Consider the following 23187-nt stretch of genomic DNA (forward strand, 5'->3'; position numbering starts at 1 on the left):
TCTGGAGAGGTCATGCCGATGACGTACGTGCTGGTGCACGGTGCATGGCACAGCGGCCAGAGCTGGTCGAAGGTGGTGCCGAGGCTGGGCGCGAGCGGCAGTCCGGTCTACACCCCGACGCTCACCGGTTACGGCGAGACGCGGCACCTGCTGAGCCCCGAGACCGGTCTGCGCACGCACACCGACGACGTCATGCGACTGCTGGTGGACGAGGACCTGCACGACGTCGTCCTCGTCGGCCACAGTTACGCGGGCATGGTGATCTCCGCGGTGGCGAACGAGGTCCCGGAGCGGATCGCGCGGCTCGTGTACCTCGACGCGATGGTGCCGGTGCACGGTGAGAGCGCTCTCGACGTGATGCCGGAGGCGCGCGGCATGCTCGGTGACGGCTGGAGGGTGCCCCCACCGCCGGAGCCGTTCGGGCTGTTCGGCGTCAGCGATCCCGCCGACGTCGCGTGGCTGCGGTCCATGCTGTCCGACCAGACGGTGCGGTGCCTGGACGAGCCGGTCGCGATGGACCACCCGGCGCTCGCCTCGATCCCGCGCACGCACGTCCACTGCACGGCGGAGTCGGCGGTCCGGCGCCGTGCCGTTCCCGGCGTGCAGCCGAACGGCGAGCCGGCGGACGTCCGGGAGCTGGCGTCGGGCCACGACTGCATGATCACCGTGCCGGAGGAACTGGCCGCACTGCTGCTGGACCTGCCCGTCCCGGTGGGAGCGGCTCGATAGGATGGGGCGATGAGCGAGGTTCCCGGCGCGGCGGTGCGGCCACAGCGGCGGGCCGACGCCCGGCGCAACGCCGGGAGCGTGCTCGAGGCGGCGGCCGCGGTGTTCGTCACCTCCGGTGTGGAGGCGCCCATCCGCGAGATCGCCGCCCGCGCCGGGGTCGGCACCGCGACCATCTACCGCCACTACCCGACGCGGGCCGACCTGATCCTCGCCGTCTACCGGTCGCAGGTGGAGTCGCTGTCGGAGGCCGGGCCCGCGCTGCTCGCGAGCGAGCCCGGCCCGCACCAGGCGTTGACCAAGTGGATCGACCGGTTCGTCGACTTCGTGGTCACCAAACAGGGTCTGGCGTCCGTGCTGCAGTCGAGCGAGTCCTGCTACGACCCCCTGCACGACTACTTCCTCGAACACCTCGTGCCCGTGTGCACGCGCTTGCTGGACGAGGCCGCGCGGGCCGGCGAGATCGTGGCGGGGCAGGACGCCCACGAGCTCATGCGTGCCGTCGGCAGCATCTGCGCCGGGGCGAACGTGGCCGAAGGCGTTCGCTACGACGTGCGCCACCTCGTGCGGCTGCTGATCAACGGTCTCCGGCGGAGCTGACCCGCCTCCTCACCTGATCCGGTGAACAGTCGTTTGTGGACGGTCAGGGCGTCAATCTCTCCTGGGTCGGACCACAACGAGGTGGAGGTGGCGTTCGTGATGCTGCGCGACTACGGATCTGAAGCGAGGCAAGGGGACTTCGTCGAGTTCACTGTGGACGGAAAGGAACCCCGCAAGGGCATCGTGATGATGCTGCGGAGCGTGGGGGAGAAGCTGCACTACGTCGTGCAGGACGAGCTGACCCGCGACCGGCACGAGATCCCGGTGCAGCGGATCGCCTGCGTGCTCGAACGCCACGCGGCTCCCCAGGAGTCGCGCACCCTGTCAGGAAGTCCTGCGCGGTCCTAGCGTCGGGATCATGACGACAGAGCAGGTGATCGCGGACCGGCACGTCCGGTGGGTGTTCGGCTGGGACCGCCGCGCGGGGGACGCCCCGTTCGGCTTCCGGCGCGTCTTCGGCGAGTTCTACGACTTCGACTCGGCGGATCTCCGCCTCTACGACGACTTCGACCCCGAGCACCGGGTGGCCACGACGGCCGCCGCCTACGGCGAGATCTGGGAACCCGCCTTCCGCGAGATGGTGTCCGCGCACCACGCCGTCGACGACGGCCCGCACGTGCTCGCCTCCGGCGACCTGGCCGTGTCCACGCTGCGGTTCGTGGCCAGGATCGTCACACCCGAAGCCGTCACGGACATCCGCACGACCACCTCACTGGTCTGGCGCGGCACGCCGGACGGCTGGCGGATCGTCCGCGAGCACAACTCGACCGAGGTCCTGCCCGCCGGGACCCTCGACGGGCGGTTCGGCTGGGGCGCGTGTCGAAGCCCGGTTCGATGAGAGCTGAGCTTGGGGTGGTTCCTGGTGGTGGGGCCGGAGCGGTCGCGTACCGGTGTTGTACGTGGGCGTTCCGGCCGTGCCGCCAGGGGCCGCCTCGGGCCCGGCGGTCGCGGATCGGGCTTCGACACACGCCCTACGCCTCGGGTCCGGCCTCCTGCGGGCTCGGCCGCGCACCGGCCGTCCAGCTGGCCAGGATGTCCATCGCCTGCCTCGACGGCGAGTCCGGCGCGGTGCTGTAGACGTAGAGCATCGTGTCCGGATCTCCCGGCAGCGCGAGCGATTCGTACTCGACGGTGAGGTCGCCGACGAGCGGGTGCCGGAGCCTCTTCGAGCCGTAGGTGCGCTGGTGGACGCGGTGCTGCTCCCACCACTGGTCGAAGTCGCGGCTGCGTTCGCGCAGCTCGTCCACGAGTGCGACGGTGGCGGTGTCGCCGGGGTCCCTGCCGACCTCGAAGCGCAGGCTCTCCACGGCGGCGCGGGCCTGGTCGTGCCAGTCGACGAACAACGACCGGGCGGCCTCGTCGAGGAAGATCCAGCGCGCGTAGTTGCGCTCCTTGGGCGGGATCTCGTCGAAGTCGGCGAACAACGCCTTCGCCATCCGGTTCGCCGCGAGCACGTCGGTGCGGCGGCCGAGGACCAGCGCCGGTTCCCCGTCCAGCGCGTCGATCAGCTGGTAGAGGCCCGGACGCACGCGCTGCACGCTGCTCGGCCGGCGGGGTGCCGGGCCTGCGGGCAGTCCGATCAGGTCCCGCAGGTGCGTGCGGCCCGCCTCGTCCAGTTCGAGGGCGCGGCCGATGGCCTCGACGACGGCGGCCGACGGGGTGATGCGCCTGCCCTGCTCGAGCCGGGCGTAGTAGTCCGTGGACACGCCGGCGAGCAGCGCGACCTCCTCGCGCCGCAGGCCTTTCACGCGGCGGACCCTGCCGTCGGAGGGCAGGCCGGCGCGGGACGGGTCGACCTGGCTGCGGGCGCGCCGCAGGAAGTCGGCGAGTTCGCGGTTGAGACTGGCCATGAAGCCATTGTCGCGCAGTCCTCGCGCGGTCACGGAGTTCACAACTGGACCTCCGAGTCCTAGGTTGCGGAGTCCGAGGTCGCACAGGGCCGGACATGCGCCCCAACGGGAGCGTTCGCCGCGCCAGGCTTGTGCCATGACCTTCCCGACCGATCGCCCCGCCACCTGGTTCGTCACCGGCACGTCCCGTGGCCTGGGCCTCGAACTCGTCAAGCAGCTCCTCGAGCGGGGCGACAACGTCGCCGCGACGACCCGCTCGACCGAACGCCTCCTCTCGGCGCTCGACACCGACACCACCCGGCTGCTGCCGCTGGCCGTCGACCTCCGCGACGAAGCCGCGGTGGCGCAGGCCGTGCGGCAGACGACCGACCGCTTCGGCGGCCTCGACGTCGTCGTCAACAACGCCGGCTACGGCTTCCTCGCCGCGGTGGAGGAGACCAGCGACCGCGACGTGCGCGACATGCTCGACGTCCAGGTCGCCGGTGTGTGGAACGTCCTGCGCGCCACGCTGCCGGTCCTGCGCGAGCAGCGCGGCGGCCACGTCGTCAACGTGTCGTCCGTCCTCGGCCTCACCTCGGTGCCCGGCTGGGCGCTCTACTGCGCCGGCAAGTACGCGCTGGAGGGCCTGAGCGAGGCGCTCGCCGGGGAGGTCGCGGGCTTCGGCGTCGGCGTCACGATCGTCGAGCCCGGCTACTTCCGCACGGACTTCCTCACCACCGACTCGCTCGCGCTGCCCGAGAACACCACCCCGGCGTACCCGGAGATCCGCGAGATGGTCGAGAACCACCTGAAGCTGCAGGGCAACCAGCTCGGCGACCCGGTCAGGGGCGCCCGGATCATGATCGAGAAGGTCGTGTCGGGCGACACCTCGCTGCGCCTGGTCCTCGGCTCGGACTCCCACGCCTACGCCACCGCGAAGGTCCAGGCGCTGCAGGCGACCCTCGACGCCGCCGCCTCCACCGCGTCCGCCAGCGACTTCCCCGCCTGACGCACCTCCCCCGGAACGGAGCCGGCAAGTGAGCAAGATCCTGATCGTCATGTCCGCCGCCGACGTCTGGGAGCGCGCCGACGGCTCGGCGTACCCGACGGGCTACTGGGCGGAGGAGCTGGCCGCCCCGCACGAGAAGTTCGTCGAGGCGGGCTTCACCGTCGACTTCGCCTCGCCCGGCGGCGTCCTCCAGCCGCTGGACGCGCACAGCGCCGACCCGGAGATCGCCGGGCCCGAGTGCGGGCACTTCGTCGAGCACGCCGAGCGCGCACTGCGGGAGTTCGGCCCGTTGCTCAAGCTCGACGAGGTCGACGTGAGCGATTACGTCGCGGTCGTGCTGCCCGGCGGCCACGGTCCCGTCGTGGACCTCTACCAGGACGCCGACCTCGGCGAGCTGCTCGTCGAGGCCGACGCGTCCGGGAAGGTCATCGGCGCGGTCTGCCACGGACCGGCGGCGCTGCTCCCGGCCGTCGACGCCGACGGCAGGTGGGTGTTCGAGGGCCGCAGGATGGCGGCCTTCACCGACGAGGAGGAGCAGCTGTTCGGCACGGCGGAGAACGCGCCGTGGCTGCTGGCGAGCACGTTGCGGGACAAGGGCGCGCTGCACTCGCAAGGGCCCGCCTACCAGGCCTACCAGGCCTACACCGTGCGCGACCGCAACCTGTTCACCGGGCAGAACCCCGCGTCGAGCGCCCCGATGGCCGAGGCGATGATCGCCGCCCTGACCGGGGAGGGATGACGTGTGGCTTCCCGCGGCGGGCGGCGCCACTCCGCGAGCCCGCCACCTACCTCGGCGGTGCGAGCACCATGTCCTGGTCCGTGGTGTCCGGTCAGGACTGCGCGGCCCGCAGCATCGGCGACATGTCGAACACGCTGATCACGTGGCTGATCTTGCCGTCGGTGACGGTCAGGTACTCGGTGCCGTGCAGGTTCCGCACGAACGGCAGGTCGACGGCGTAGACGGTCACGGCGCGGGTGTCGTGGCCGAGCACGTCGACCACCTCCCCCTTGAGCATCCTGCCCACGAACGGCGCGAGGAACTGCCGGTAGCCCTCGATGCCCTCGATGCGTCCGCTGGGCGCCTCGCACACGACGTCGTCGGCCACGAAGCTCAGCGCCTTCTCGGCGTCGCCGCTGGTCCAGGCGCGGACGTACTCGTCGGCGATCGTCTGTGCGGCACCGGTGGTGGCGGTCATAGCTGGTGGTTCCTCCCTGGTCCGGTCGCGCTCGTCGCGACCAGGTGACCAGAGTGTTGCGGCCCTTACATGTCATCTTCTGTCATGTACGTGGAGAAGAATCCGGAGGCATGAGGTCCGACCGCCTGCTCTCGATCCTGCTGCTCCTGCAGACCCACGGGCAGCTGTCCGCCACCGACCTGGCCGGGCGGCTGGAGGTGTCGGTCCGCACGATCATGCGCGACGTCGAGGCCCTCTCGACCGCGGGCGTGCCCGTCTACACCGTGCGCGGCCCGCAAGGAGGCATCGCGCTGCTGCCGGGCTACCAGACGGACGTCACCGGCCTGACCGCCGACGAGTCCCGGGCCCTGTTCGTGGTGCTGGCCGGTTCCGCGCACACCGACCTCGGCCTCGGCCAGGCCCTCGGTTCCGCCCTGCGCAAGGTGATGGCCGCGCTGCCCGCCCCGCACCGGGGTGATGCCGACCTGACCAGCAGGCGCGTGCTGATCGACCCGGTCCGCTGGCGGGGTGCGCCGGGGCGGTCGGACCTGGATGTCTTCCAACGCGCCGTGTTCGCCGACCGGCGCTTGGAGCTGCGCTACCGGCACGGCCGCGACAACCGCGCGCGCACCTACGTCGTCGACCCGTACGGCCTGGTCAACAAGGCGGGCGTCTGGTACCTGGTCGCGGACCACGAGGGCGACCCCGGTCTCTACCGCCTCGACCGCTCCCAGTCGGCCGTCGTGCTCACCGAGCCCGTCCAGCGCCGTGCCGGCGTCGAACTCGACGAGGTGTGGGAGGTCCTGCGCCGCCGCATCGACGACCTCCCGTCACTCGTGGCCGTCACGGCGCTGGTGCGGGACGACGTCCTGGCCCTGTTCCTGCGCGTGCACCAGGCGGATCTCGCCGAACCGGACGGGGCGCCCGTGCCGCAGGGGCCCGGCTGGAGCCGGGTGGAGCTGCGCTTCCGCTCGGTGCGCGCCGTCGAGACCCTGCTCGCCTTCGGCCCGGGCGTCGAGGTGCTCACCCCCGACGAGGCGCGCCGGGCCCTGAGCCGGCAGGCCAGGGCCGTCGCCGCCCTCTACGCGGCGGAGGTTTAGACCAACTCTGGCAACTGGCAACGGGTGGAAACCCCCGGCGGAGCCAGTAGATCTCTGTGTGGGCGCCGGAGATCTCCAGAGGGGGAGCATGAGCAACAGGTGGAGGCGGTGCGCCGCGATCGCCGAGGGCCCGGCCCGGCCGCTGCCGCTGATGGCCGTGAAGTTCACGCCCGCCGTGGACGGCCACAACCGCGCGAGCAGGCTCTCGGCGCTCGTGCCCCTGTCGGTCAACCACCACACCGGCATCGCCGCCCCGCTGGTGGGTGGCAACGGCAGGTGGTTCGCCGTCCTGAGCCATCCCCAGGGCGCCACCTCGGTGTCGCTCAGGGCGTCGGCCAGGGACACCGCCGGCAACTCCGTCACCCAGACCGTCGTCGACGCGTTCCTGCTGAAGTGACGGTTCCGGGGGATTCAGATGCACAACGAGCACCGGCTCGAGCTGGACGACGACACGATGCGCCGCGTGCTGAGCGAGGCGGGCGTCGACCCCGTCACCGCGACCGGCTGGGTGGAGCTGACCGAGGGCACCTACAACACCGCCTACCGGATCAGACGGGCCGGCGGCCCGGGCCTGGTGCTGAAGGTGGCACCGCACCCGGACGCACCGGGCCTCACCCACGAGCGCGACCTCATGCGGACCGAGACCGCCTTCTACCGGGCGGCAGGAGGGCACGCGCCGGTGCCCGAGGTCGTGCACGCCGACTTCAGCCGCACCACCGTCCCCGCAGACCTCCTGCTGATGACGGAGATCCAGGGCGACACCCTCGCCGCACGCGGTGCCACGACCACACCGGAGGAGGCGGCCGCGCTGCGGACCGGCCTCGGCCGGGTCGTCGCCGGCCTGCACGAGGTCACCGGCACCGGCTACGGCTACCCGCAGCTCGGGCTGGCCCGCACCTGGCGCGAGGCGTTCCTGTCCATGGTGGACGGTGTGCTGGCGGACGCCGCGAGGTTCGCCGTGGCGCTGCCGGTCGACGACGTCGCGGGCCGCATGCGTTCACACGCCGCGCTGCTCGACGAGGTGTCCCGTCCCGTTCTCGTGCACTTCGACCTGTGGGACGGCAACGTCCTCGTCCACGACGGCAGGGTGACGGGCCTGATCGACGGGGAGCGCGCGTTCTGGGGCGACCCGCTCACCGAGTTCGTGTCGCTCGCGCTGTTCGGCGACATCGAACGCGACCGGGCCTTCTTGTCCGGTTACGGCGCCGGGCCGTTCACGCGGAGCGCGCGGCTGCGGCTGGCGATGTACCGCAGCTACCTCTACCTGGTCATGCTCGTCGAGGGCACGCCGCGGGGGTACTCCGGTCCCGGGCACCAGCAGCAGGCCGAGCTCGTGCGGGAACACCTGTGCGCCGAACTGGCGGCGTTGTGACGCACGCGCTCACTTCGCCGTGAACACGTGCGATTCGGGCATTGCGCCCTCCGTGCAGGGCTCCACATAGGACAGATGCGCACGGTTTGGCCGCGTGTACGGGTGCGTTGAGCAGGTACGCGGTGAGCGAAACCTCCTCGAGCGCGCCCGCGAACGCTCGCCAGTGCCACGATCGGCGGGGTATGACGGGAACAGGTGTTCGCTGGCTTGAAAGGAGGTCCGCATCCGGGGACGATGGACTTCGTTGTGGAGGCAACGCACAGGGGGCAGCGCCAACACTGGCAGGAACCGTTTCGTGGCCACAGATACTGCCGTCCAATGGCGTGACGAATCTGCTGGGGGAGTTGTGAGCACTGGGGAAACCGCGTTCGTGCCGACAGCGAGAGGAGGGTCCGCGCTCGAGTTCCCGTTGACGACAGGGCCGGTGCGCACGATATCCGTGAGCACTCTGTCAATTGGCAACTCGCCACGGTCGACCTGTGTCGACGAAGCGCACGTGCAGGTGCTCAACGAGTCCGTCGCCGAACTGCCGCCGATCATCGTGCACCGTGCGACGATGCGGGTGATCGACGGCGTGCACCGCCTGCTGGCGGCCAGGGCGGCGGGCGCCGACGAGATCCGGGTGAGGTTCTTCGACGGCGATGAGAAGAGCGCGTTCGTGGTCGGCGTGCGGGCGAACACGGCGCACGGACTGCCGTTGTCCTTGGCGGAGCGCAAGAGGGCCGCCGTGCGGATCCTGCGGGACTACCCGGAGTGGTCGGACCGGGTCATCGCCCTGGCCACCGGCCTCTCGGCGAGGACGGTGTCCGGGTTGCGCGGGTGTTCAACCGCGGAAGATCCGCGGTTGGACAGCCGGGTGGGACTGGACGGGCGCCGGCGTCCGGTCAGCACCGAGGGCGGCAGGAGGCTGGCGTCGGAGATGCTGACCGCGCAACCGGACGCCTCGATCCGCGAGATCGCGAGGGCCACCGGCATCTCCCCGGGAACTGTGAAGGACGTGCGCGATCGCATGGACCAGGGCCTCGACCCGGTACCCGCCCAAGCCCGGTCCGCGCACCGGGCGGGGAGCCGGCGCCAGAAGAGCGACCACAACGGCCTCTCGCCCGAGGACGTCGCCGCCCTGCTGCGCGGCATCCACCGCGACCCGTCGTTGCGGTTCACCGACACCGGCCGGCTGGTGCTGCGCTGGCTCGACGCCAACGCGATCGGCAGCACGGAGCGGGAGCGCCTGGTGGCAGACCTGCCGGCGCACACCGCCGGGGTCATCGCCGAGCTGGCGCGGTGGTACGCGGCCGACCTGACGGAGTTCGCGGCCCGGCTGGAGGGCCGCCCGCCGCCCGGCGCCTGAATCGCGGAACAGCGGGGCCGGTCGGCGATTCGTGCCGACCGGCCCCTTCGCGTCCGCGCCGCTTTTGTGAATCGTTGACGTTTGCCGGTTGGAGGATTGCTCCGATCGGTTCGTCCGGCGAGGCCTGACGCATTAGAGAGTTGCCGGACCCAAATGCCCTCTATAGAGTCGGGATCGATTGTCCATCAGGACTGGAATGCCAGGGGGACGGCGACGCGTTCGCAGAGCTTTCTTTCTGCGGTGTCTTCGGCACCGCGAATTCTCCCTGTCGATCACATTCGATTTCCGGAACACCTGAAAACGGAGGGCTGATATGAGTTCGGCTTTCTCCCGGCGGATCACCGCCGGGCCGGGCGGCGTCGGTCGGGTTGCCGGGTGAGCACTCTTCTCGACCGTTACGACCTGGTCCTGCTGGACGTCGACGGCGTTCTCGTTCTCGGTCAGCAGCCCATTCCGGGCGCGGCGGAGACCATCGCGGCCATCCGTGCCCGAGGTGTTCCATTGCGCTTCACCACGAACAGTCCCCGCCGTCGTCCCGGCGAAGTGGCGGAAATGCTGAACAACGCCGGCATCGGCGCTTTCGCCGACGAAGTGGCGACCCCCGCCGGGCTCGCCGCCGCTACCCTGGCCGGACGCCTGCCCGCCGGTGCGCCGGTCCTCGTCGTCGGCTCAGGCGCGCTGTGGGACGAGGTGGAGGCCGCCGGGCTCAAGCCCGTCGACTCCGCCGACGACCTGCCGCAGGCCGTGGTGCAGGGGTTCGCGCCCACCATCGGCTGGCCCCTTCTCGCGGAGGCCGCTCTCGCCCTGCACCGGCCCGGAACCCTGTGGGTGGCGACGAACCTGGACGACACCTGGCCCGCCGAGCGCGGTGCGGTCCCCGGCAACGGCGCGCTCATCGCGGCGCTCACGACCACCACGGGCCGCGTGCCGGACCTGTCGGTCGGCAAACCCGAGCCCACCCTGTTCCAGCAGCAGGCCGAGGCCTGCGGCGCCCGGAACCCGCTGGTGGTGGGGGACAGGCTCGACACCGACATCGAGGGCGGGCACCGGGCCGGGTTCGACACGCTGCTGGTCCTGACGGGCGTGACGACCCCGGAGGTGGCGGCCGGCTCCGACGTCCGCCCCACCCACGTCGGCGGGAGCATCGCGCACCTCCTCACCGAATCCGCGGCCTTGTGAAGTAACCCGAGGGTGTCAGCAGGACTTTCCGGCCGGCTCTCGCGCTCGGGCGCTGGAGCACGCGTTCCCTTGGAGAATGGTGAGCACGTCAATGGCATCGTCGACGTCCCCGAGCCCGGAGCCCACGGGCACCGTGCTGGTCATCGGGATGGGCAACATGGGGGAGCGGCTCGCGTACCGCCTGGCGGAGGGCGGCCGCGTGGCGCGCCTCGTGCTGGCGGGGAGGTCCGCCGAGGCAACCGGGGCCATCGCCGGCACCGCGGCCAGCATCTCCGGCCACGTGGTCGAACCGGTCGTCCTGGACGCCACCCGGCAGGACGACATCGCCGACCTGCTCGCCCGCACACGGCCGGACCTGGTCGTGCAGTGCGCGGCCGTGCGGGGGCCCTGGACGCTGGCGGGGCGGGAGGACGCGGTGGCGTCGGCCGTCGTCAGGGCGGGGCTGGCTTTGCGACTGCCCTACCAGCTGCCCGTGCCGCTGGCCGTCATGCGGGCGGCCAGGGACGCCGACTACGCGGGGCCGGTCGCGAACCTCTCGTTCCCCGACGTGACCGGACCGGTCCTCGCCCGGCTCGGCCTCGCGCCGACGCTCGGACTCGGCAACGCCGCGATGATCCAGCTCCGCGTTCGCGCCGCGTTGCGCGCCACCCGGCCCGACGCCGGGCAGGAGCGCATCCGCGTCGTCGCCCACCACTCCCAGCTGGTCGGCGCGATGGCGTCCCGCGAACCGGACGATCCCGCCGACCGCTGCAGGGTCTTCCTGGGCGAGGACGGACGGCGGGAGGACGGGCTCGCCTACCAGGCGCCGCCGATCGCGCCGTCCCAGCGCTACAACGAGGTCACGGCGGCCGCCACGATCCCGGTGCTGCACGCCCTGCTACCGGGCGCGGCACCTCTCCGGTGGTCGACCGCCGCCCCCGGCGGGCTCCCGGGGGGCTATCCCGTACTGATCGACAACGGCGCCGTCACCCTCGACCTGCCGCCCGGCGCCGACCGGGACGAATCGATCGCGTTCAACGAGGAGCAGGCGCGTGGCGACGGCGTGGAACGCGTCGACAGCGACGGCACCGTTCATTTCACGGCGGAGGTCCGCGACGCGGTCGCGGATTTCGACCCCGGAATCGCCGACCCGCTGCCGGTCGCCGATCTGGAGCAGCGGGTCAAGCGCCTCGACGACCTGCTGATGTGAAGAAAGCCATTCGAAGAATCGAGGAGTGGTCATGCCGGTTGAGGACGCTGACTTGACGACGTCCTGGCACGTGGTCGTCAATGAAGAGGAGCAGTACAGCATCTGGCCCGAGGGCAGGGAGGTTCCCGCGGGCTGGCGGATCGTCCGGGAGTCCGCTTCCAAGGCCGACTGCCTCGAGTACGTGGAAGAGGTCTGGACGGACATGCGTCCGTTGAGCGTTCGCCGGGGCGCCTGAGCGCGCGAATCGGCCGTCCGGAGATCTTGTACCGATTTTCTACGGGGGAAAGTCTTGACCAGGTTTGAGGATTCCGCCCTGCGCGAATCTTTCGAGAGCGCGGTGGATCGAACTTCTCTCCACGAACTGTTCGAAGCCCAGGTGGACCGCACCCCCGAGAACACCGCGCTCGTCCTGGGCGACGAGGCGTGGACCTACCGGCAGCTCGACGACCGGGCCAACCGGATCGCCTGGGGCCTGATGGCGAAGGGGGCCGGACCGGACCACGTCGTCGCCCTGCACACCCGGCGCTCGTTGCCGGTGTTCGCCGGGATGCTCGGCGTCCTGAAGGCCGGCGCCGCCTACCTGCCCGTCGACCCGGAACTCCCCGCCGCCCGCATCGCCTACGTTCTCGAGGACAGCGGCGCCACGATCGGGCTCGCCGACCGCACCACGGCCGGGATGAACGGACGGCTGGACACCCTGGTCCTGGACGACGAGGAGACCTGGTCGGGTCACCCCACCCGCCGCCCCGGTGTCGCGGTCGGGCCCGGCGACCTCGCCTACCTCATCTACACGTCGGGTTCGACCGGCCGGCCCAAGGCCGTCATGGTCCCGCACGGCGCGATCGTCAACCACACCGCGTGGGTCGTCTCGGAGGTCTGGCGCGGCAAACCGCTGAGGTTCCTGCACCGGATGTCCCTCAGCTTCGACGCGTCGAACCTGGAGATCTACGGCGCGCTGACGTCCGGCGGCACGGTCGTGGTCACCCCGAGCAGGACCGGGCTCGACGTGGACGAGCTGCGGGAGCTGCTTGTCGGCGAGCAGATCGACGTGCTCGGCGTGACACCGCCTGTGCTGCGGGAGGTCCTTGCTGCGCGGACCCTGGCGGGGACGAGCCTGCCCTGGCTGATGTGCGGCGGCGAAACGCTCGAAGCAGGCCTCGTCGCCCAGTGCAGGGCGCAGGTCCCCGGCATCGAGGTGGCGAACTTCTACGGCCCGACCGAGACCTGCGTCAACTCGACCTACTTCCACGTCCGCCCGGACCGGGGACCGGGGCCGGTGCCCATCGGTTCGCCGATCCGCGGCACCAGCGCGCACGTGGTGGACGAGGACCTGAACCGGGTCCCCGACGGCGTGGCGGGGGAGTTGCTGCTCGGCGGGGCCGGGGTGGCACGCGGTTACCACGACCGGCCGGGCCTCACCGCGGAACGGTTCGTCCCTGACCCGTTCGGCGCGCCCGGCGGCCGGCTCTACCGCACCGGCGACCTGGTGCGCCGGGGAACAACGGGAGAACTGGAGTTCCTCGGCCGGATCGACCAGCAGGTGAAGCTGCGCGGCTTCCGCATCGAGCTCGGGGAGGTCGAAGCGGCCCTGGCGGCGCTGCCCGGCGTCACCGACGCCGCCGTCACCGCGATCCGGCACCCCGGCGACGGGACGCGGCTGGTCGGCTACGTCACCGGAGGCGCGGACACCAGGGCGCTGCGCGAGGAGCTGAGCGCCCGGCTGCCGGACCACATGGTGCCGTCCGTGGTCGTGGGCCTGGACAAGCTGCCCCTGACCTCCAGCGGCAAGCTCGACCGCGCCGCGCTCCCCGCGCCCGAGCAGTTCGGGTTCGGCGAGGACCACGTCGGTCCGCGGGACCCGGTGGAGCACCTCCTCGCGGAGCTCTTCGCCGAAGTCCTGGGCGTCGACCCGGCCCGCGTGGGCGTCCACGACGACTTCTTCGACCTGGGCGGCCACTCGCTGCTCGCCACCCGGCTGATCGCGCGGACCCGCGGCGTCCTGGCCGTGTCGCTGAAGCCGGGGGACGTGTTCGAGTGCCGGACCGTCGCGAGGCTCGCCGCTCGGGTGCGCGAGGCCCGGCGCGCGGCACCGCCGCAGCCGATCCTTCCCGTCGAACGCGACGGTCACGCGCCTCTGTCACCGGCGCAGGAGCGGTTGTGGTTCCTGGAGCAGCTGCGACCGGGGACCACCACGTACACGACCGCCGTCGAGTACCGCCTTCGAGGTGTGCTGGACGCGGCGGCACTGAGGGCCGCACTGTCCGATGTGGTCGATCGCCACGAGGCCCTGCGGACCGTCTACCCCACCCGCGGCGAACGCCCGGAACAGGTCGTCCTGCACCAGGTCGACGTGCCGTGGGACTTCCACGACCTCCAGGGCCAGGACGCGGACGCGGTGCGGGCACTCGTGCACGACGTGGTGCGCACACCGTTCGACCTGACCACAGGACCGTTGCTGCGGGCCCGGTTGCTGCGCACGGGTGCGGAGGAGCACCTCCTCGTGCTGACCGTCCACCACATCGCCTTCGACGGCTGGTCCTTCACCGTGCTCACCCGCGAACTCACGAACCGCTACCGGGCACGGGTGGACCGCACCGCGCCGGACCTGCCCGAGATGTCGTTGCAGTACGCCGACTTCGCGGCCTGGCAACGGGCCTGGCTGAGCGGCGGACCTGCCGCCGAGCAGCTCGGGTACTGGCGTGACCGCCTCGCCGACGCGCCGGCGGCGCTGAACCTCTCGGCGGACCGGCCCCGTCCGGCCGTCCAGTCGCACCGGGGCGCCTTCGAGCCGGTGGTGATCCCGGCGGAGCTGGTGGAGAGGCTCCGGAGTCTGGGCAGGCGCGAAGGCGTCACGCTCTTCATGACCTTGCTCACCGGCTTCAACTTGCTGCTCGCCCGCCACACCGGTGTCACGGACGTCGTGGTGGGCACCCCGGTCGCGAACCGCGACCGGGTCGAGCTCGAGCAACTGGTCGGGTTCCTCGTCAACACCCTGGCGTTGCGCACCGACCTGAGCGGCGATCCCACCGTCTCGGAGCTGCTGGGCCGGGTGCGGGAGACCTGCCTCGGCGCGTACGCCAACCAGGACGTGCCGTTCGAACAGGTCGTGGAGGACCTGCGACCCCCGCGGGACCTGAGCCGGTCACCCGTGGTCCAGGTGATGTTCGGGTTCGAGGTCGCGGGAGCGCGGGCCGAGTCGCTGCACGACGTGAGCCTGGACTTCACCCGGCTGGAGAACGGTTTCACGGTGTGCGACCTGGTGGTCGACCTCGTGGACGACTCCCGCGGCGTCGTCGGCGGCTTCACCTACGCGTCGGACCTGTTCGACGCCGCGACCATCCGCCGGATGATCGGCCACTACCTCACGGTCCTCGACTCGATGACGCGGCACGACCCCGCGGTGTTGCGGACGTCCCGGGTGGACCTGCTGCCTGCGGCGGAGCGCGCCGCGATCATCGCGGCCGGGACCGCGGCGGAGACGACGTGGCCGGACCACGAAGGCCTGCACGAGACCTTCGAAGCACAGGTGGACAGGACCCCGGACGCCGTGGCGGTCCGCTGCGGCGAGCAAGCGTGGACCTTCCGCCGGCTCGACGAGCGGGCCAACCGGATCGCCTGGAGGTTGCGCGAGCAGGGCGTCGGACCCGAACAGGTGGTGGCGCTGTGCGCGCAGCGGTCGCCGCACGTGGTCGCCGGGGTGCTCGGCGTCCTCAAGGCGGGCGCCGCGTACCTCCCCATCGATCCCGCGCTCCCGCTCGCCCGCGTCCAGTACATGCTCGAGGACGCGGCGAGCACCGCGGTGCTGACCGACCGCGACACGGCCGCCCGGCTCGACGGGTGCGGTCCGGTGCTCCTCCTCGACGACGAGGACACCTGGGCGCCCTACCCGTCCCACCGCCCGGCCGTCACCGTCGGCCACGACGACCTCGCCTACCTCATCTACACGTCCGGCTCCACGGGCCTGCCCAAAGCCGTGACGATGAGCCACCGGGGAATCCACTGGCTGGTCGTGTCCCTGGCGGACGAGGTCATCGGTGACGGACCCGTTCCGAAGGCGGTCGCGCTCAACTCCCCGGTCTTCTTCGACGGCCACGTCATCCAGTTCGCCTGGATGGCCGACGGGGCGGCGATGGTGATCGTGCCCGAGGACGTCCGGCGCGACCCGCGCCTGCTCGTCGATCTGCTGGTCCGCCACGAGATCGACCTCATGGACGTCACCCCGTCACAGCTGGAGATGGCGACGAGTGCCGGCGTGCTGGGGGAGATCCCCGCCACGACGACGATGCTCGTCATCGGGGAGGCCGTGAGCGAGAAGCTCTGGCGCACGTTGGGCAACGGCCCGTGGCGGGCCTACAACCTCTACGGGCCAACGGAAACGCACGCCGCCACCATGACGATCATCGACCCGGCCGAGCCCCTGAGCATCGGTGTCGCGATGGCGGGATACGACGCCTACGTGGTCGACCCGTCCGGTGAGCTCGTGCCCCGGGGCGTGGCCGGGGAACTGGTCATCGGTGGCGGCCGCATCGCCCGCGGCTACCACAACCGGCCGGCCCTCACCGCCCAGCGCTTCGTGCCCGACGGGTTCAGCGGCAGGGCCGGGCGGCGGCTGTACCGGACCGGCGACATCGTCCGGTACACCTCGACCGGCGCCCTGGAGTTCATCGGGCGCCGTGACAACCAGGTCAAGGTCCGGGGTTACCGGATCGAGCTCGGTGAGATCGAGGAGGCGGTCCTGCGCGAGCCGGGGGTCACGGCCTGCGTGGTGACGCTGAAGGACGGTGCCGCCGGCGACAAGCGCATCGCCGCGCACTTCGCGGCGCCGCCGACAACGACGGAGGCGGACGTCCTGCGGGCGCTCAAGAACCGGTTGCCCGAGTACATGGTCCCTTCGTTCCTCCTCCGCCTCGACACGTTCCCGATGACCAGGAACGGCAAGGTGGACAGGGCCGCGCTGCCGGAGGCGGTGCCCGTCGACTCCGGCGAGGCGGACGCAACCCCTCCAGGCGACGAGACGGAGGACCTGCTGACCGGCCTGTGGTCGGAGCTGTTGAACGAGCAGGGGCTCGGCGTGCACAGCCACTTCTTCAAGAGCGGCGGCCACTCGTTGCTCGCCATCCGGCTGCTCGCGCGGATCAACAAGGCGTTCGCGGTCGACCTGCCCCTGCAGGCGCTGTTCCGCAGTCCGACACCCCACGGCATGGCGAAGGAGCTGCGCGAGCTCGCCGGCGGACGGGACGCGCTGCCCGAGTCCTGACCTCGGTGCGACAAGAGAAAAGCACGTCGGCGTCCAGCTCCACAGTGGACATCCCTTCTACATCACCAGGACGTGAGACAACGTGGCGTTGAGTTTTGTTCTGATGCTGACCGAAAAAGACCTGACGATCCCCGACGCGGTCGACGTCTACGAGAAGCTGTCGGTCGACGAACTCCGGATCATCGCGTTCAAGGACACGGGCACCGACCCCCGGATGGCCGAGGACCTGACCGCCGCCGCGCACGCGGACGGCCGGTCGGTCCTGCTGGAACTCGCCGACATGAGCGACGCCGGCCAGGAACGCGGGTACCAGCTGGCGCTCGACCTCGGCGTGGACCGCGTGGTCGGGGCGTGGCGGCCGGAGGTGGCACAGGCCTTCGCGGGCAGCGGGAAGCCCGAGTACTGGCCGTTCGTCGGATCCCTGTCCGGCAGCCCGTTGGTGCTGTCCAGCACGCCCGACGAGCTCGCGGCCGAGGCGGAGCTGCTGAGCGGGACGGACGGCGTGCGGGGCCTGGTCCTCATGCCCTACCGGCAGAGCTCCTACGACCCCGTGCTGCTGATGGAGCGCACCGCGGCCGCGGCGTCCGTGCCCTTCCTCATCGCGGGAGGGGTGCGGCGCGACGCGGCGCAGATCGCCGCGATCGCGGCCGCGGGCGCCTGGGGCTTCACGATGGGCGGCGCCGCGCTCGCCGACCGGCACGACGATCCGGAATCGGTGACCGAGCGCGTCTCCGAGATCCTCCGGCTCTGCCGGGAAGCGCCCGGCGCGCACTGAGTGTTCTTCATCGTTCTGGTGGGCCTCGCAGCCCAGAGCGATCGACCCGGCTTGGCCGAGTGCGGCGAGCAGTCCTCTTGTTGGCACACCGCGGAAAACGGCGGTGGGTTCAGCCTGCCCGCCATCCCATCCACCCCTGGATGAAAGCGCTCACCGGACGACCTAGGGAGCAATGGAATGAAGCTCGTCTGCAAGAACTGTTCTGACCTGCCCGGTGCCGGCGGCGTCGACGGACCCAACGAATGGCTGTGCACCCGGTGCGGCGAGGCGTTGGCGGTGTCCCTCCCCGACGTGGGGAGCTGGGCGGAGGCGGTCACGGACGTGCCGGGTGTCGGCCGCTACGCCGCGCTCCTGCCCGCGGCGGAGCCGGATGACCTGCGCAGCAACGAGAAGGCGCTGGTCCCGGTGGAGAGCCCGCGGCTGGCCGAAGCGCTCGGTGTCGCGTCCGTCCGGCTGATGCCGCAGACCCTGAACGACACCGGCACGTTCAAGGACAACGAGGGCGTGCTGCTCGCGGCCAAGTGCCTCGAGTGGGGGCTGTCGTCGGTGTGCATGCACAGCTCCGGCAACACGGCGCGGAGCTACCAGTACTACATGGAAAGGCTCGGCATCGTGTGCACGGCGTTCGTGCCGGAGCCGTCCGCCTACAAGTGCCCGACCACCACGATGGGCAAGTCCCAGGTCATCGCCGTGCCGGGCAACATGGTGAACGCGGCCGACGCGGCCATCGCGTACAGCAAGGAGCACGACGCGTTCCGGCTGACCCCGAGCCAGTGGAAGATCGAGGGCAAGGTGCCGGTCGGGCTCGCGATCGCGGAGCGGTGCGCCGACGCCACGATCGTCGCGGTGACGATCGCCAGCGGCTACGGCCCGCTCGGCTTCGAGCGCGGGATCCGGCGCGCCCGGTCCGCGGGACTGCCGTCGCTCGGTGACTACACCTACACCCTGTTCCAGGCGGCGGACGCCGGGCTGCTGGGCGCGGCGCTGCGGGAAGGCCGTGACGAGATCGACCTGGGCACCATGGTGCCGCCGGAGCAGGCGTTCGAGCCCACGCTCCAGTCCACGAACCCGAACCGCACCCTGCCGCTGGTCCGTCAGCTGGTGGCGGAGACGGGCGCCCGCATCGACTCGGTGGAGCCGTCCCGGGTGGAGGCAGAGGCCTCGCTGCTGATCGACGAGTGCGCCGAGCTGGACATCCCGCTGGAGTACGAGAAGGAGAAGTCCGCCTTCATCTGCTGGGGCGGGCTGAGGCAGGCCGCCGAGGCCGGCCACCTGTCCCCCAGCGATCGGGTGGTGATGGTCGTGAGCGGGTCAAGGCCGCAGATCCAGCTGCCGTAGTCCCGACGCCGACCGCTTCCGAAAGGGCTCCGCAGCCGCGATGAACGCACAGAACATGCTCTTGTACGAGTGGTTCGCCGAATCGGCGAAGCTCCACCCGGACCAGCCCGCGCTGGAGATCGCGGACCGCGTGGTCGGCTACGCGGAGCTCGAAGGCATGGCCGAGCACCTCGCCGTCCGGCTGCTGGCCGCGAACGACGGCGTCGCACCCCGGCGTGTCGGGTTGCTGGCCACGGCGAACGCGGTCTTCGCGTACGCCGGCTACCTCGCCGTCCAACGGCTCGGTGCCGCCGTCGTGCCGCTCAACCCGACGTTCCCCACGGCCCGCAACGCGGCGATCGCCCGTGCCGCCGGGCTCGACCTGGTGCTGACCGGGCAGGAGTGGGGCGGCACCGACCTGGCCACCCGCACGCTCGTCGTGGATCCCGCGGAGCCGGGGGAGGCCCTGCCCGCGGATGAGCTCCCCGAACTCGCCGCCGGGCAGGGGGACTTGGCCTACGTCCTGTTCACCTCGGGCTCCACCGGCGAGCCCAAGGGGGTGCCCATCCGGCACCGCAACATCTCCGCGTACCTCGGCCACAGCATCCGGCACTACGAGCTCGGGCCGGGATGCCGGGTGCTGCAACCGTTCGACCTGACGTTCGACCTGTCGGTGCTGACGACGTTCGCCGCGCTCGGCTCCGGTGCCACGGTGGTGGTGCCCGGTCGCAACGACCTGCTCGCGGCAGCCCGGTTCGTGCAGCGCCGAGAACTCACGCACTGGTTCTCCGTGCCGTCGGTGATCTCGTTGACGCAACGGGTCGCGCCGCTGCTGCCGGGGTCGATGCCCACGTTGCGGCGCAGCATGTTCGCCGGCGAGGCCCTGACCCTCCAGCAGGCGGAGGCCTGGCACGCGGCGGCGCCGAACGGGGTGGTGGAGAACGGTTACGGGCCGACCGAGCTCACCATCATCTGCGCGGAGTACGTGTTGCCCGCGCAGGTGGCGCGGTGGCCGCGCACGCACAACGGCACAGTGCCCATCGGACCAGGTCTCCCTTCGCTGGACTGCGTCGTCCTGGACGCCGGTGGCAGGCAGGCCGACGAGGGGGAGTTGTGCGTCCGGGGCCCGCAACGCTTCGCGGGGTACCTCGACCCGGCGCACAACGAGGGCCGGTTCCTGACCTACGACGGAGACGTCGCGACGCCGCACGACCCGGTGACCCCGCTCACCGACGAGCAGTGGTACCGCACCGGTGACCGGGTGCGCGTCAGCGCGGACGGTTACGTGTACTGCGAACGCCTGGACCACCAGGTGAAGGTGCGCGGGTACCGCGTCGAACTCGGTGAGGTCGAAGCGGTGCTGCGGGAGCAGCCCGGGGTGCGGGACGCCGTGGTCGTGGCCCGGCCGGCGCCCGGTGGCGACGCGGTGCTGGCCGCCGCGTGCACCGGCCTGACGGGCGACACCGGGGCGCTGCTCGAGGCACTGCGGGAGAAGCTGCCCGCCTACATGGTTCCCGCCTCGCTCACGGTGTTCGAGGAGTTCCCGCTCAACGTGAACGGCAAGGTCGACCGGCGGCGACTGGCCGAGGCGCTGTCGTGACGAGTGGTCCAACTGGAAGATCCGACTCCGAAGGGGGACGTGCTGATGTCTGAGGGCAACCACCCGTACGACGTCGTCGTGGTGGGCAACGGTTCGTTGGGGCTGTCGCTCGGCTTGGAACTCGCCCGGCGCAAGGTGCGCGTGGCGGTGCTCGGCCGGCCGCACCGCCCCGGCGCCGCGTCCGCCGCCGCGGGAGCGATGCTGGGCGCCTTCGGTGAGGTCACCGCCGATCTCCTGAGCAGCGAGTCCGGCCGCACCAAGCACGAGGTGGCCTACCAGGCCAGCAAGCTGTGGCCCGAGTGGGTGAGCGACCTGCCCCGCGACCCGGGCGACGCGGACCTGTTCACCGCCAAGGGCACGTTCGTCATGCTGAACGCCGTCGGCATGCCCGACCTCGACACGCGGAACTACAAGGCCATCCGCGACTCGCTCGTCAAGTACGGCGAGAACTTCGAGGACGTGGACCCCGAGGACATCGACTGGCTGGACGCCGAACCCACCGCGCGTCCGCTGCAGGCGATGTTCCTGCCGGACGAGCACGCGGTGAACGCCACCGAGTTGCTGCTGCGCCTGGAGAAGGCGTTCCTGGCGGCCGGCGGGGTGCTGATCGCGGAGCGCGCGACCCGTGTCGAACACGCCCACGGCCGGGTGCAGGGGATCGCACTGGAGTCCGGCACGACGTTGCGCACGCACAAGACCGTGCTGGCCGCGGGAGCGTTCTCGCAGACCGTCCTCGACACGGTGCCCGAACAGGCCGTGCAGATCCCCAGGCTGGTCAGCGGTTACGGCGTGTCCGCCATCGTGGACACCGTCGACGGCACGTGCCCGCAGAGCGTGATCCGCACGCCCAACCGCGCTTTCGCGTGCGGCCTGCACGTCGTTCCCCGCCCCGAGGGGCAGGTCTACGTGGGCGCGACGAACATCATCTCCATGGAGCCGCGCGAGACCGCGCTCATCTCGGACGTGCTCTTCCTGCTCAACTGCGGCAACCGCCAGGTGCGCCGGGGCCTCGCCGACAGCGGTCTGCGCAAGATCCAGGTCGGGAACCGGCCCGTGCCGCTCGACGGGATGCCGCTGCTCGGTGAGACGGGGCTCAGCGGTCTGTGGATGATGACCGGTACCTACCGGGACGGGCTGACGCTTTCCCCCTTGCTGGCAAGGGAAATGGCCGCGCTCCTGCTGGAGGAGGAAGCGACCGTCGACCTGGAGCCCTTCCGTCCGGTCCGGCCTCCCGTGCAGCTCGGCAGCCGGGAGGAGGTCGTCGAGGCCACCGTCAAGCACATGCTGGCGACCGGCTACGAGTCCAACTGGGACGTTCCCCTCTACTGGCCCTCCACCATCGAGCACTACCTGCGCGAGGCGTACACGCAGCGGGCGCAGGACCTGGACCCGGACTTCACGCCACCGCCGGAACTCCTCGCGGCCGTGCGCACGAACCCCTTGCTGGAAAAGGGACTTCGCGAGTACTACGCGGCCAGCCGCGCCGCTTCTCCTTCCGCCGCGCCGGCCGCGGCCGGTCGGGAGGAGACGGTGGAAGATCTCCACCGCGAAGCGGTGAGCACGTTGACGAGCGGCGGCGTGCCGTACCCGCGCCAGGACGCGGACGAGCTCCTGGCCCACGTCCTGGGCTCGCACGAGCCGCAGCGCCGGGTGTCCGAGAAGGAGGCTCGCGAGGTGCGTGCTCTCGTGGCCAGGAGGGCCGAACGGATCCCGATCGGCCACATCCTCGGGTACGCCCGGCTGGGCGGGATCGTGGTCACGGTCACCGAGGACGTGTTCGTCCCGCTGTTCCCCACGGAACGCCTTCTGGCATGGGGTCTGTCGACCATCTCCGAGATCGGCAAGCCCGTCGTGGTCGACCTCTGCACGGGATCGGCGGCGGTCGCGCTGGCCGTGGCCCACGCCCGTCCCGACGCCCGGGTGCACGCGGTCGACGTGGACGAGGCCGCGCTGGCGTGCGCCCACCGCAACGCGGCGATGCGTGCGGCGGCAGGCGACACGCCCGTTGCCGTCCACGCCGGCGATGTCGCCGACCAGGAGCTGCTGGCGGACCTCGCGGGCCAGGTGGACCTCGTGCTCGCCAACCCGCCGTACGTCCCCGAGGGCACGGAGCTCGCGCCGGAGTTCGCGACGCACAACCCCGCCCGCGCCATCTTCTCCGGAGCGGACGGCCTCGACGTGATCCGCCAGGTGATCTCCACCGCGGGCCGGTTGCTGCGGCCCGGCGGCGCGATCGCGATCGAGCACGACGACCCGCAGATCGGGGTCGTGCCGGCCCTGCTGGCGGAGTCCGGCCTGTTCGGCGCCGCCGTCGGCCACCGCGACCAGGAAGACCGTCCTCGCTACACCACCGCCTTCAGGAAGTGACCGCCATGACGACTACGGCAAACGGCGACGAGAACGGCCTGGCCCGGCTGCGCGACGAACTCGACGGCATCGACGCCCGGTTGCTGGACGCCGTGCGCGACCGCATCGAGTGCTGCGTGCGCATCGCCCACCACAAGCGGGAGCACGCGGTGCCCATGATGCAGCCGCACCGCATCGACGCGGTCCACCGCCGCGCCGCGGCCTACGGCGCCGAGAACGGGGTCAGCGCGGACTTCCTGTCCCGCCTCTACGACCTGATGATCGAGGAGACCTGCCGCGTCGAGACCCTGGTGATCGAGGAGGGGCGCCACGGCGAGGAGCCCGCTTCGAAGGCCACGCGATGA

At 71.3% G+C, this 23187-nt stretch carries 21 protein-coding genes; 19 read left to right on the forward strand and 2 right to left on the reverse strand.

Going from position 1 to position 23187, the window contains the following annotated elements:
- Positions 1-12: 12 nt before the first annotated feature.
- The 4 genes from ND450_RS05210 (at position 13) to ND450_RS05225 (ending at position 2164) form a co-directional block, all read left to right on the forward strand.
- Positions 13-729: an alpha/beta fold hydrolase gene (locus tag ND450_RS05210; RefSeq protein ID WP_253325012.1), complete on the forward strand. Its 717-nt coding sequence runs from the start codon at positions 13-15 to the stop codon at positions 727-729.
- A gap of 9 nt (positions 730-738) precedes the next feature.
- The gene (locus ND450_RS05215) at positions 739-1326 is read left to right on the forward strand and encodes a TetR/AcrR family transcriptional regulator (RefSeq protein ID WP_253325013.1); all 588 of its coding nucleotides are present in this window, start codon (positions 739-741) and stop codon (positions 1324-1326) included.
- 87 nt (positions 1327-1413) lie between these two features.
- Positions 1414-1674 carry a hypothetical protein gene (locus tag ND450_RS05220; protein ID WP_253325014.1) on the forward strand — a complete coding sequence of 87 codons (261 nt, stop codon included), beginning with the start codon at positions 1414-1416 and terminating at the stop codon, positions 1672-1674.
- 10 nt (positions 1675-1684) lie between these two features.
- Entirely contained in the window at positions 1685-2164 is a 480-nt protein-coding gene (locus ND450_RS05225; protein WP_253325015.1) for a nuclear transport factor 2 family protein, read from the forward strand.
- Positions 2165-2297: 133 nt separating this feature from the next.
- On the opposite strand, the gene ND450_RS05230 is transcribed toward ND450_RS05225, so the two are convergent.
- A complete protein-coding gene (locus ND450_RS05230; protein WP_253325016.1) occupies positions 2298-3176 on the reverse strand; it encodes a helix-turn-helix domain-containing protein in 879 nt (292 codons plus the stop codon).
- A gap of 136 nt (positions 3177-3312) precedes the next feature.
- On the opposite strand from ND450_RS05230, the gene ND450_RS05235 reads away from it, so the two are divergent.
- Entirely contained in the window at positions 3313-4164 is an 852-nt protein-coding gene (locus ND450_RS05235) for an SDR family oxidoreductase (protein WP_253325017.1), read from the forward strand.
- A gap of 28 nt (positions 4165-4192) precedes the next feature.
- Entirely contained in the window at positions 4193-4903 is a 711-nt protein-coding gene (locus tag ND450_RS05240) for a type 1 glutamine amidotransferase domain-containing protein (RefSeq protein WP_253325018.1), read from the forward strand.
- 91 nt (positions 4904-4994) lie between these two features.
- Here the strand turns inward: ND450_RS05240 and ND450_RS05245 are convergent, their stop codons facing one another.
- Positions 4995-5360: a nuclear transport factor 2 family protein gene (locus tag ND450_RS05245; protein WP_253325019.1), complete on the reverse strand. Its 366-nt coding sequence runs from the start codon at positions 5358-5360 to the stop codon at positions 4995-4997.
- Between the two features lie 110 nt (positions 5361-5470).
- On the opposite strand from ND450_RS05245, the gene ND450_RS05250 reads away from it, so the two are divergent.
- From ND450_RS05250 to ND450_RS05310, 13 genes are all read left to right on the forward strand, one after another.
- On the forward strand, positions 5471-6439 hold the full coding sequence (locus ND450_RS05250) for a YafY family protein (RefSeq protein ID WP_253325020.1): 969 nt from the start codon (positions 5471-5473) through the stop codon (positions 6437-6439).
- Between the two features lie 88 nt (positions 6440-6527).
- Positions 6528-6836 (forward strand): hypothetical protein, encoded by a 309-nt coding sequence (locus tag ND450_RS05255; RefSeq protein WP_253325021.1) that lies wholly within the window; start codon positions 6528-6530, stop codon positions 6834-6836.
- Between the two features lie 18 nt (positions 6837-6854).
- Positions 6855-7811: a phosphotransferase family protein gene (locus tag ND450_RS05260; RefSeq protein ID WP_253325022.1), complete on the forward strand. Its 957-nt coding sequence runs from the start codon at positions 6855-6857 to the stop codon at positions 7809-7811.
- Positions 7812-8250: 439 nt separating this feature from the next.
- A complete protein-coding gene (locus ND450_RS05265) occupies positions 8251-9159 on the forward strand; it encodes a ParB N-terminal domain-containing protein (protein ID WP_256557447.1) in 909 nt (302 codons plus the stop codon).
- Between the two features lie 375 nt (positions 9160-9534).
- The gene (locus tag ND450_RS05270) at positions 9535-10338 is read left to right on the forward strand and encodes an HAD-IIA family hydrolase (protein WP_253325024.1); all 804 of its coding nucleotides are present in this window, start codon (positions 9535-9537) and stop codon (positions 10336-10338) included.
- Between the two features lie 91 nt (positions 10339-10429).
- Positions 10430-11527 carry a saccharopine dehydrogenase NADP-binding domain-containing protein gene (locus ND450_RS05275; RefSeq protein ID WP_253325025.1) on the forward strand — a complete coding sequence of 366 codons (1098 nt, stop codon included), beginning with the start codon at positions 10430-10432 and terminating at the stop codon, positions 11525-11527.
- Between the two features lie 31 nt (positions 11528-11558).
- Positions 11559-11762 (forward strand): MbtH family NRPS accessory protein, encoded by a 204-nt coding sequence (locus ND450_RS05280; RefSeq protein WP_253325026.1) that lies wholly within the window; start codon positions 11559-11561, stop codon positions 11760-11762.
- Positions 11763-11864: 102 nt separating this feature from the next.
- A complete protein-coding gene (locus ND450_RS05285) occupies positions 11865-16784 on the forward strand; it encodes a non-ribosomal peptide synthetase (RefSeq protein ID WP_256557448.1) in 4920 nt (1639 codons plus the stop codon).
- 103 nt (positions 16785-16887) lie between these two features.
- Positions 16888-17559 carry a hypothetical protein gene (locus tag ND450_RS05290; protein WP_253325028.1) on the forward strand — a complete coding sequence of 224 codons (672 nt, stop codon included), beginning with the start codon at positions 16888-16890 and terminating at the stop codon, positions 17557-17559.
- Positions 17560-17736: 177 nt separating this feature from the next.
- Positions 17737-18897 carry a pyridoxal-phosphate dependent enzyme gene (locus ND450_RS05295; RefSeq protein ID WP_253325029.1) on the forward strand — a complete coding sequence of 387 codons (1161 nt, stop codon included), beginning with the start codon at positions 17737-17739 and terminating at the stop codon, positions 18895-18897.
- A gap of 40 nt (positions 18898-18937) precedes the next feature.
- A complete protein-coding gene (locus ND450_RS05300; protein WP_253325030.1) occupies positions 18938-20476 on the forward strand; it encodes an amino acid adenylation domain-containing protein in 1539 nt (512 codons plus the stop codon).
- A gap of 45 nt (positions 20477-20521) precedes the next feature.
- Complete coding sequence (locus ND450_RS05305) at positions 20522-22843, forward strand: FAD-dependent oxidoreductase (RefSeq protein ID WP_253325031.1); 2322 nt, start codon at positions 20522-20524, stop codon at positions 22841-22843.
- Between the two features lie 5 nt (positions 22844-22848).
- On the forward strand, positions 22849-23187 hold the full coding sequence (locus tag ND450_RS05310) for a chorismate mutase family protein (protein WP_253325032.1): 339 nt from the start codon (positions 22849-22851) through the stop codon (positions 23185-23187).

The organism is Lentzea sp. HUAS12 (assembly GCF_024125735.1).
GTDB classification, from domain to species: Bacteria; Actinomycetota; Actinomycetes; order Mycobacteriales; family Pseudonocardiaceae; genus Lentzea; species Lentzea albida.

Excerpts from the sequence above, each read along its gene's own strand:
- ND450_RS05210 (WP_253325012.1), top strand. The coding sequence starts at position 13 with ATGCCGATGACGTACGTGCTGGTGCACGGTGCATGGCACAGCGGCCAG.
- ND450_RS05215 (WP_253325013.1), top strand. The coding sequence starts at position 739 with ATGAGCGAGGTTCCCGGCGCGGCGGTGCGGCCACAGCGGCGGGCCGAC.
- ND450_RS05225 (WP_253325015.1), top strand. The coding sequence starts at position 1,685 with ATGACGACAGAGCAGGTGATCGCGGACCGGCACGTCCGGTGGGTGTTC.
- ND450_RS05230 (WP_253325016.1), bottom strand. The coding sequence starts at position 3,176 with ATGGCCAGTCTCAACCGCGAACTCGCCGACTTCCTGCGGCGCGCCCGC.
- ND450_RS05235 (WP_253325017.1), top strand. The coding sequence starts at position 3,313 with ATGACCTTCCCGACCGATCGCCCCGCCACCTGGTTCGTCACCGGCACG.
- ND450_RS05245 (WP_253325019.1), bottom strand. The coding sequence starts at position 5,360 with ATGACCGCCACCACCGGTGCCGCACAGACGATCGCCGACGAGTACGTC.
- ND450_RS05250 (WP_253325020.1), top strand. The coding sequence starts at position 5,471 with ATGAGGTCCGACCGCCTGCTCTCGATCCTGCTGCTCCTGCAGACCCAC.
- ND450_RS05255 (WP_253325021.1), top strand. The coding sequence starts at position 6,528 with ATGAGCAACAGGTGGAGGCGGTGCGCCGCGATCGCCGAGGGCCCGGCC.
- ND450_RS05260 (WP_253325022.1), top strand. The coding sequence starts at position 6,855 with ATGCACAACGAGCACCGGCTCGAGCTGGACGACGACACGATGCGCCGC.
- ND450_RS05275 (WP_253325025.1), top strand. The coding sequence starts at position 10,430 with ATGGCATCGTCGACGTCCCCGAGCCCGGAGCCCACGGGCACCGTGCTG.
- ND450_RS05280 (WP_253325026.1), top strand. The coding sequence starts at position 11,559 with ATGCCGGTTGAGGACGCTGACTTGACGACGTCCTGGCACGTGGTCGTC.
- ND450_RS05290 (WP_253325028.1), top strand. The coding sequence starts at position 16,888 with ATGCTGACCGAAAAAGACCTGACGATCCCCGACGCGGTCGACGTCTAC.
- ND450_RS05295 (WP_253325029.1), top strand. The coding sequence starts at position 17,737 with ATGAAGCTCGTCTGCAAGAACTGTTCTGACCTGCCCGGTGCCGGCGGC.
- ND450_RS05300 (WP_253325030.1), top strand. The coding sequence starts at position 18,938 with ATGAACGCACAGAACATGCTCTTGTACGAGTGGTTCGCCGAATCGGCG.
- ND450_RS05305 (WP_253325031.1), top strand. The coding sequence starts at position 20,522 with ATGTCTGAGGGCAACCACCCGTACGACGTCGTCGTGGTGGGCAACGGT.
- ND450_RS05310 (WP_253325032.1), top strand. The coding sequence starts at position 22,849 with ATGACGACTACGGCAAACGGCGACGAGAACGGCCTGGCCCGGCTGCGC.